This window comes from Bacillus sp. JJ722 (assembly GCF_036963345.1).
Taxonomy (GTDB): domain Bacteria; phylum Bacillota; class Bacilli; order Bacillales; family DSM-1321; genus Bacillus_AD.
Map to the genome: position 1 here is coordinate 1 of NZ_JBALMO010000188.1, position 8,368 is coordinate 8,368.

The 8,368-nt window shown below is 34.8% G+C and carries 8 protein-coding genes; 4 read left to right on the plus strand and 4 right to left on the minus strand.

The genetic code is table 11. The annotated features are described in order from the left end of the window. Positions 1 to 144 precede the first annotated feature (144 nt). The 3 genes from V7014_RS20185 to V7014_RS20195 all read right to left on the minus strand — a co-directional run bounded on the left by V7014_RS20185 (position 145) and on the right by V7014_RS20195 (position 3,858). On the minus strand, positions 145 to 1,611 hold the full coding sequence (locus V7014_RS20185) for an N-acetylmuramoyl-L-alanine amidase (protein WP_335509692.1): 1,467 nt from the start codon (positions 1,609 to 1,611) through the stop codon (positions 145 to 147). A 147-nt stretch (positions 1,612 to 1,758) separates the two neighbouring features. Beyond that, complete coding sequence (locus V7014_RS20190) at positions 1,759 to 2,928, minus strand: MFS transporter (protein ID WP_335509694.1); 1,170 nt, start codon at positions 2,926 to 2,928, stop codon at positions 1,759 to 1,761. A gap of 171 nt (positions 2,929 to 3,099) precedes the next feature. Further along, positions 3,100 to 3,858: a TrmB family transcriptional regulator gene (locus V7014_RS20195; RefSeq protein WP_335509696.1), complete on the minus strand. Its 759-nt coding sequence runs from the start codon at positions 3,856 to 3,858 to the stop codon at positions 3,100 to 3,102. 894 nt (positions 3,859 to 4,752) lie between these two features. Between V7014_RS20195 and V7014_RS20200 the strand changes: the two genes are divergently transcribed. The 3 genes from V7014_RS20200 to fosM all read left to right on the plus strand — a co-directional run bounded on the left by V7014_RS20200 (position 4,753) and on the right by fosM (position 6,124). Beyond that, complete coding sequence (locus V7014_RS20200) at positions 4,753 to 5,205, plus strand: OsmC family protein (protein WP_335509698.1); 453 nt, start codon at positions 4,753 to 4,755, stop codon at positions 5,203 to 5,205. A gap of 150 nt (positions 5,206 to 5,355) precedes the next feature. Further along, entirely contained in the window at positions 5,356 to 5,682 is a 327-nt protein-coding gene (locus V7014_RS20205) for a YnfA family protein (RefSeq protein ID WP_438824949.1), read from the plus strand. Positions 5,683 to 5,701: 19 nt separating this feature from the next. Further along, positions 5,702 to 6,124: a FosM family fosfomycin resistance protein gene (gene fosM, locus V7014_RS20210; protein ID WP_335509702.1), complete on the plus strand. Its 423-nt coding sequence runs from the start codon at positions 5,702 to 5,704 to the stop codon at positions 6,122 to 6,124. A 63-nt stretch (positions 6,125 to 6,187) separates the two neighbouring features. Here the strand turns inward: fosM and V7014_RS20215 are convergent, their stop codons facing one another. Further along, complete coding sequence (locus V7014_RS20215; protein ID WP_335509705.1) at positions 6,188 to 6,853, minus strand: biosynthetic peptidoglycan transglycosylase; 666 nt, start codon at positions 6,851 to 6,853, stop codon at positions 6,188 to 6,190. A gap of 452 nt (positions 6,854 to 7,305) precedes the next feature. On the opposite strand from V7014_RS20215, the gene V7014_RS20220 reads away from it, so the two are divergent. Continuing rightward, positions 7,306 to 8,368: L-cysteine desulfidase family protein (locus V7014_RS20220; protein ID WP_335509706.1), on the plus strand; the 1,063-nt coding region annotated here is incomplete at its 3' end.

The window sequence follows — 8,368 nt, forward strand, 5'->3', positions numbered from 1 at the left end:
AGGGTGTCTAATAAGGTAATGGTGCTTCAGATTTTTTGTGAAAGGCATTGTTCCTATTTATTAGAAAATACATACATTCATCTCTTTCAAAAAAAGGGCTGTTCGAAAAGTGATTAAAATCACTTTTCGAACAGCCCCTTGTTCCTACTTAACTATTTTATAATATTGAGCAACATCAAAGCCCTTAGCATTGTAATAATCTAAGAGTCCTAGAAAAATAGCTTCTGCACCTTTTTGACGATAAGCAGGAGATTTTAGCTTGTCACTATCAGCTTTCGTATCCATAAATGCTAATTCGACTAATACGGCAGGCATTTTGTTTTCACGAATTACATGGAAATTACCATGTTTTATTCCACGATCTCGTGTTTCAAGAGCTACAACTAATCGTTTTTGAATAAAATCCGCTAACATTTTGCTATCTGTTACATGAGGGTTATTGGCTGCTTTACTTGCTTTACCCCAATAATAGGTTTCACTGCCTGTTCCGCCGCCGCCATTTGCATGGATACTAACAAATACATCGCCTTTTACACTTAGTGCATAAGGCACGCGGTCTTTAACAAGATCCAGCGTAACATCCTTTTCTCTTGTATATTTTACGTTTAATGGTGTTTGGTTGATTAGTTGTTTTAATCTTAAACTTGTATCTAAAACAACATCTTTTTCTTTTAGTCCAAAGCCAACTTTACCAGGGTCTACTCCTCCGTGACCAGGGTCAATGACCAATGTTTGGGAAGCTAGCGATTTCGTATTGTCATTATCAATTTCGCCGTTGTTACTTTCATTATCATCATTATCATTATCTTCATCGTCCGCACTTGTTATTAAATAATAATTCGATACAAACCCAATGTCACCCTTATTCGATTTCACAAGAGTCCAATTGCCAACATTGTAGCCGATTGTAACTTTATCACCTTTTTTTAGTGTTCCGACTACACTGTATTCAGTTGATGGACCTTTTCTAATATTTAAAGAGTCTACATTTACGTATTTCTCACCACTAAATGTAATGGTTGGTTTCGTACGAAGTGTATAGTCGATGGCTCTAGCTAGAAAGATAGCTGTTTCTTCTCTTATTGCATTACGCGATGATCCAAATGTTCCGTCTTCTACACCTTCATCAATACCTCGTGACATGATCGCTTTGGCAGCTCCTGATGCAGAATTTCCATAACTATAGCCGAAAGCTTTACAAATCATAACCGCCATTTCACCACGAGTAACGAGTCCGTCCGGTTTAAATGAACCGTCAGAGTAACCAGATATTATTTTCTGATCCACTGCGGATTGAATGTATCCAGAGGCAAAATTAGCAGCACCAACATCTTTAAATTTAGTTTGTCGTTGTTTGCCGTCCAAGCCCAAAGCTCGTCCTAATAATGCTGTAAATTGAGCTCTAGTTACATTGCTTTTCGGATTGAAGTTACCGCTTGTATCGCCGCCCGCAATCTTACCTTGAGCCAAATATGTAATTTCTTTATAAGCGCGATGATCTGGACTTATATCATTAAAAACAGGCGCCGCTTTCGTTACTCCACTTCCGATTGTCAGTATAGTAGACGTTGCTAATATAAGACAGAGAAGTATTTTTACTGCAGATTTCATTCATTCCATCCTCCATTTCTATTTTGGTTCTATTCTAGCATAAACCTCGACAGCAAAGTTGATAAAATTGCATGAATTGCCATATTTCGAAAAAGAGTAATAATTGTAATTATACAAAAAAGGTCACCCTTGAGGATGACCTGATAATTAACTTGCTTGCTTAACAGAAGTTGGTTTAAGAACGGGTCTTGTAATAGAGAAGATTGCAAATAAAAAGGCAATCACTACAATACCGCTACCGAACCAAGCTGTGTAAGTAACAGGGTAATGTTGAATAACAACTCCGCCAACAGCAGAGCCTAATGAAATTCCTAGCTGTAAAGCGGATTGGTTAAAGCTTTGTTGAATACCTGCAGATTCTGGAGCTGTTTGAATTAAATAGCTATGCTGAGCTGGTGTAAGCGCCCAACTTAACATACCCCAAAGAACAAGTACTATTGGAAATATAAATGTAATGTTTGTTGATAAAGGTAATACAAACATAATAACAGCAAATGTACCTACAAATAGTAAAATACTTTTCTTCACGCCGATACGATCAGCTAGGATACCACCAAAGCCACCACCACACACAGCAGAAATACCAAATACGAAGTAAGCAACACTAATCATGAAAGCATTCAAATTTAATGTTGTTTGCAAGAAAGGCGTGAAATAGGCATACAGAACATAATGACCCGCTAAAACTAAGATTGAAACAATGTGTGCACTAATAATTTTCATGCTTTTTAACGATGCTAGTTGTTGACGTAAAGGAATCATTTCTTCAGGAGGAAGGTCATCAAGATAACGATGAATAATCACTGCTGAAACAATACTTAAAGACGCAATTATAAGAAATAGAACACGCCATCCAAACTTGTCACCAATTAAGACACCGATAGGAACACCAAGAACAAGTGAACCACTAATTCCCATGGAAATAACGCCAATTGCACGAGCTTGATAAGCAGGTTTTACGATTTTCGCTGCAATTGTAAGGGAAAGGACAATCAGTAATGAAGCACTAATGGCTGTGAAGATACGGGCAATCATAAGTACTTCAAAGTTAGGGCTCATAAAAGCTATTATATTACCTATAAAAAAAGCTAATAAAGATATAAGATATAGCTTTTTACGTTCAACTTTCGCCGTAAGAGTTAATAAAATCGGCCCAGAAATCGCCAGTACAAGTGCGAAAACAGTAATCAACTGACCAGCGGCACTTATTGAAACATTTAAGTCCTCAGAGATTAAAGGTAGAATACCACCAATCACAAGCTCAACCATCCCAACAACAAAGACAGAAATGGCTAATATATATACTTTAAAATTCATTTAAAATTTCTCTCCTTTTACTTTTACCACTGCTGTAGTAAAAAAACTACGTATTACATCGTAACTGATAATGGAGGGAATGACAAGTAAATAATTTTGTAAATTAAATTAGTAGATTAATTTCAATTTTCATAAAAAATAAGCCAAATAAATTTGGCTTAATGCTAGTGGTTAATAGCGCAGTTTGGTGACAAAACCCATAATTTCAGGGTCTTTCATTAACGTCTCTTTGTATTTATCAAGAATTTTGGTAAGGACAATATCATGATAGAAAAACTCTGCGAAGAATTTTACGAATGGATGCGACATCGTACGAATGGCTTGCCAGGAGTCTTCTTCCGCTGTGGCAAAGATTAATTCTTGATCATCAATTATAACTAATTGAAATGGCTCTAAAGAAACTTCTGCTTCAGTAGGAACAAAATAATAAAGGTTTGTTAAATTGGCCTGAATACTTCCAACAACATGAGCCTGAACATCAATACCTTGCAGTTCTTTCTCTACTAACAAAGGTAAATACGAATTGACGTCCTTACTCCAACCGGCAATTCTGATGGAGTGTTTTGTTTCGCCGATTAATTTCTTGATCTCAGCTTGAATAGAGGCTTGTAGTTTAAAACTCCAAACACGATCATCAGAAAATGTTTTCTTCGCTGTTTTTTCTTTAAACTTTTCAATATTTTGTTGAAACTCAGCTGTTAAACGTTCAACAGCAATATCAAGGGAAAGAGCTGTATACATTTTCTTCTTTTCTGAAATGGCTTCCATAATCATGCCTTTATCAATCATGCGTGAGAGTACTTCATATATTTTTGCTTTTGGAACACTTGAATGTTTCGCAATCATATTCACATCCATTGGTTGATTACTTGAAACAAGTGTTTCGTATACTTTACTTTCATATTGGGAAAAACCAAACTCTTTTAACATAATGCCTCCTAATTACAAAACAAGTAACATTGTTATCCTTACTATAAGTTTCTAAGAGAAGATATTCAAGAGACCTTCTATTATTTCTTAGATCTCTTTAATAATTAATTAGTTAAATATGGAAAAATGGATAAAGGAGAGAACAAGTGTTATCTTGAAAAAATGGCTTTCAAGTTTCTTACTTCTTCTTATATAGTATAATTGTTCTGGAAGCTTGTAATGAAAAATCAAAAACCTTAACTAGAATCGATATTCAAGAAGTAGAGGATAATAATCGCAACAAAAAACAAAGGATATATTAACCTTTGTTTTTTGTTTTGTCTATATGAAATTAATTAAATGTGGTGGTAGGCTGCTAAACCTTTCCTTATTCATAAATAGGAGAAGAGTGTTGTAAAACATCTTTTTGGATTTCATCAGAGCATTTATTCCATAACAGAATTTTAATGGAAGTGAAATTTTGATCTCAGCTGTAAATAGTATGATCAAGTTTAACTTGTTCATATTCCATTTCCGATAAACTATGTTATTTGTAAATGATGATTTTGTGTCTTGGAACAACCTTTCAGACTTACGAGTGATGCTGGCTTAAACAATTGCTTGTTAATTTCACGAGCCAGTATTTAACTAAATAATTGGTATAACCAATATTAATTAGCAACCAACCACCGTATTTCTATGACGAGATGTTTTATAATCTCGTCACTTATCTATACCCGCTCTATAAAAGAATAACCTTTTTTTTAAAAAATTTTCTATTTTTGTTTTCTCTCAAACGTCAATGAGAAAATATCTAAATATTCTAATTGTTTATTCCTTTCATTTGTAATAAAATGTATTAAAACCAACTAAACTTATTTGAATTTATTTATTTAGAGAAAGGGAGAGATTGGCGTGGCGGTACAAACATTTAAAGTAAAGACAACTTTAAAAGAAGGTGTATTAGTAGAAACGGAAGCAAGAGGACATAAGGTACTTGTTGATGAGCCGAAGTATTTAGGTGGAACAGACAAGGGAATGAATCCTGTTGAATTAATCTTGGCTGGATTAGGTGCATGCCAATCTATAGTTGCTCGTACGTATGCGAAGAAGTTTGATATCGAATTTGATGATCTTTGGATTGAATTAGAAGGAGATTTAGATTTAGATGGGTTTCTGAATAAATCGGATGTAAGACCAGGGTATTCGACAGTTAGATATACGATCCATATTCAAAGTGATGCATCAGAAGAAAAGATTGATGAGTTTATAAAATTCGTGGAGGCGCATTGCCCAGTTGGAGACACGATTGCAAATGTAGTAAATCTAGTATCAGCGGGTGTAGTCGTTGGGAGTAAGGTGAAATAAGGTAGGGAACAGGGCAGCAGTCCTGTTCTTTCTTTTTTCTTCCTCTACAAATATTGAAGTCAGATCTTTTCTTACTAATAGAATTATCAGTTTACCTATCGAGCGGTAAATAAAGTAATATATAATCTAGAATATATATTTTATGGAGTGATTAACATTACGATCTTATTATTTTTATTAGCTGGACTAGGTGAAATTGGTGGAGGCTACCTTATTTGGTTATGGCTTAGAGAAGGAAAGCCTTTTTATTTTGGAATTATTGGAGCAATTGCATTAGCTTTCTACGGGGTAATCGCAACTTTTCAATCTTTCCCTTCATTCGGACGTGTGTATGCTGCATATGGTGGCGTTTTTATCATTCTATCTGTTTTATGGGGATGGGGGATAGATAAGAAAACACCCGATTTATATGATTGGATAGGAGCTGTTATTTGCTTAATAGGTGTTTCTGTTATGTTATGGGGTCCTCGTAACTAAAATTTTTAGAGGTGTTGTTATGGAGATTAAAGGATTAAATCACTTTTTATTTTCTGTATCTAATTTAGATGATTCTATATCATTTTATGAAAATGTGTTTGATGCTAAGTTATTAGTGAAAGGAAGAACTACAGCCTATTTCGATTTAAATGGTATGTGGCTTGCTCTTAACGTTGAAAAAGAAATTCCTCGAAATGATATACAGCATTCGTATACTCACATTGCCTTTTCCATTGGGGAGGCCGATTTTGAGAAGATGTATGAGAAACTAGAGTCATTAAACGTTAACATTTTATCAAGTCGTCCAAGAGATGAAAAAGATAAAAAATCTATTTATTTTACCGATCCAGATGGCCATAAGTTTGAGTTTCATACAGGAACGCTGCAAGATAGATTAGATTATTATAAACGAGATAAAAAGCATATGGAGTTTTTTGATTAAATTTAATCTGTATAAATGTTCAAAACAGGAGGGGGAAAATAAGATTGCCGAGTAAAAGCAATCTTATTTTTTTTCTTTATATTCATTTAATGCATCTATAACTTCTTGTTGTCTTTGTTTAGCACGATCATAATTGGTGCTAAGAGCATAGGCGCTTGGTGCTTGTGGTAAGCCAGCTAATAGGGTAGCTTCATCATAGCTTAGATCAATTGGTTTTTTTTCAAAATAGTTCATGCTGGCATTTTTAATACCATAGTTTCCGTCGCCATAGTAGACAATATTCACATATAGTTCTAAGATTTTATCTTTATCGTATGTTTTTTCTAGATGACGAGCGACAAAGAGTTCGGCAACTTTTCTGATAAAAGTTTTTTCATTCGTAAAATATAAGTTTTTAGCAACTTGTTGTGTTAATGTGCTTCCACCTTGTACGATTTCACCTTTCATAGTATTAACAACGGTTGCTCTTGTGAGTCCGATAATATCAATTGGACCATGTTCATAGAAACGATGATCTTCAACCGCAACAATTGCTTGAAGAAAATCAGGGCTAATATCTTTAGTAAGTGAATAGGAAGGTTTTTCTGTTATGGATTCAACTTTCTCAGTCAAAGGAATTTCATTTATAGCCATTTTGTATTTTCCATAACCTAGCCCGATTATTATAGACACACCGATGAGAACAATGATGAAAAAGAGTTTAATTAGTTTTTTGATTAATCTTTTCATATTTAGTACCTCTGTTTATTTTTAATCTTTAAGTGATGGATTGCATAAATGTATAACGGTGGAGAAACCACCAACTGCTTAAAGGTTTATTTTATTATATACTACTACGATGATGTATAAGTATCGAATCACATGACAGAACTCTTACAGAATTGAAAGATTATTTGTATGTAAACCTTATCTTTATCGATATATTTACAGTTGATAAAATATTATTATGTTGATAAAGTTTTAAAGGCGCCTTTCTATTAAGAGAGGCGTTTACTTAGTAAAGGCCAAGATAATTTATTGATACAGTGAAAAAACGAAAGTTGTATTACGCTTCTTACAATAAATTTTTTGTTAAACCTAATGTGAAAAATGTAACATGGATATTTTAGTGAAAATATCTTCTTAAATGAAGGGGAAAATAAGAGCAACTGAACTACTTTAAATGAAGTTGAGGGGATTACATGAAATACAGGGATTTAAAATATGTGCTTGAGAAAGAACTAATTGTTGCGGTTGGATGTACAGAGCCCATTGCGATCGCTTATGCAGCAGCAGTTGCTGCTGAGCATACGACTGCACCGATCGAAATGATGGAGCTTTCTTGCAGTCGAAACGTAATCAAGAATGCTATGGCGGTTGCTATTCCTGGCTGTCAAAATACGGGTATTGCATTTGTGGGTGCGCTTGGTGCAATCGTAAAAGAATCACATAAGAAACTCTCTTTAATTGAAGATGCTACCGAGGCTCAAGAAAATGAAGCAGTTGCTATGTGTGATGCAGGTAGAGTTACAGTTACTGAAGCAAACACACCAGAAGTATTAGTCATCGAAGTGACGGTTGAAACGAAAAATGAAAAAGTAATTGTCTTAATCGAGGACGATCATACAAACATTACTTCTATTAAAGTAAATGACGTTGAACAATGTGAAGAGCAATCTAAAGAAGAATCAACAGAAGATAGAAAGAAAGATGAATCATTTACATTAGATGAAATCGTAGGCTTTTGCTTAAACTGTCCACTTTCTTCATTAAATCTTGTTAAGAAAAGCATTGAAATGAACATGGCGGTTGCAAAACATGGTTTAGAAAATGCTTATGGAATGCAAGTAGGTAAATCAATTAAAGAACAAGTAGAAGAAGGAATGCTGTCAGATGATTTAGCGAGTCGTGCTATGAGCTATGCTGCTGCCGGTTCAGATGCTCGTATGGGTGGAGCAACCCTTCCTGTAATGGCGAACTCTGGTAGTGGTAACCAAGGTATTGCGGTAACCCTTCCTGTAGTAGCTGCTGCCGAAAAGCTTGGTGCAGACGAAGAGAAAACAATTCGTGCTGTTGCACTAAGTCATTTGATTGCCATCTTTGTGAAGTATCAATTCGGACGTTTATCTGCACTTTGTGGTGTAACAATTGCGGGAGCAAGTTCTGCAGCCGCAATTACTTACTTGTTAGATGGAACGAAAGAACAAATGTACTTTGCAATTCAAAACACGCTAGGAAATGTTACAGGTATGCTTTGTGATGGCG

What these genes read in the sequence shown, in the direction of transcription:
- V7014_RS20185 (WP_335509692.1), bottom strand. Translation starts at nt 1,611, where the DNA reads ATGAAATCTGCAGTAAAAATACTTCTCTGTCTTATATTAGCAACGTCT.
- V7014_RS20190 (WP_335509694.1), bottom strand. Translation starts at nt 2,928, where the DNA reads ATGAATTTTAAAGTATATATATTAGCCATTTCTGTCTTTGTTGTTGGG.
- V7014_RS20195 (WP_335509696.1), bottom strand. Translation starts at nt 3,858, where the DNA reads ATGTTAAAAGAGTTTGGTTTTTCCCAATATGAAAGTAAAGTATACGAA.
- fosM (WP_335509702.1), top strand. Translation starts at nt 5,702, where the DNA reads ATGGAGATTAAAGGATTAAATCACTTTTTATTTTCTGTATCTAATTTA.
- V7014_RS20215 (WP_335509705.1), bottom strand. Translation starts at nt 6,853, where the DNA reads ATGAAAAGATTAATCAAAAAACTAATTAAACTCTTTTTCATCATTGTT.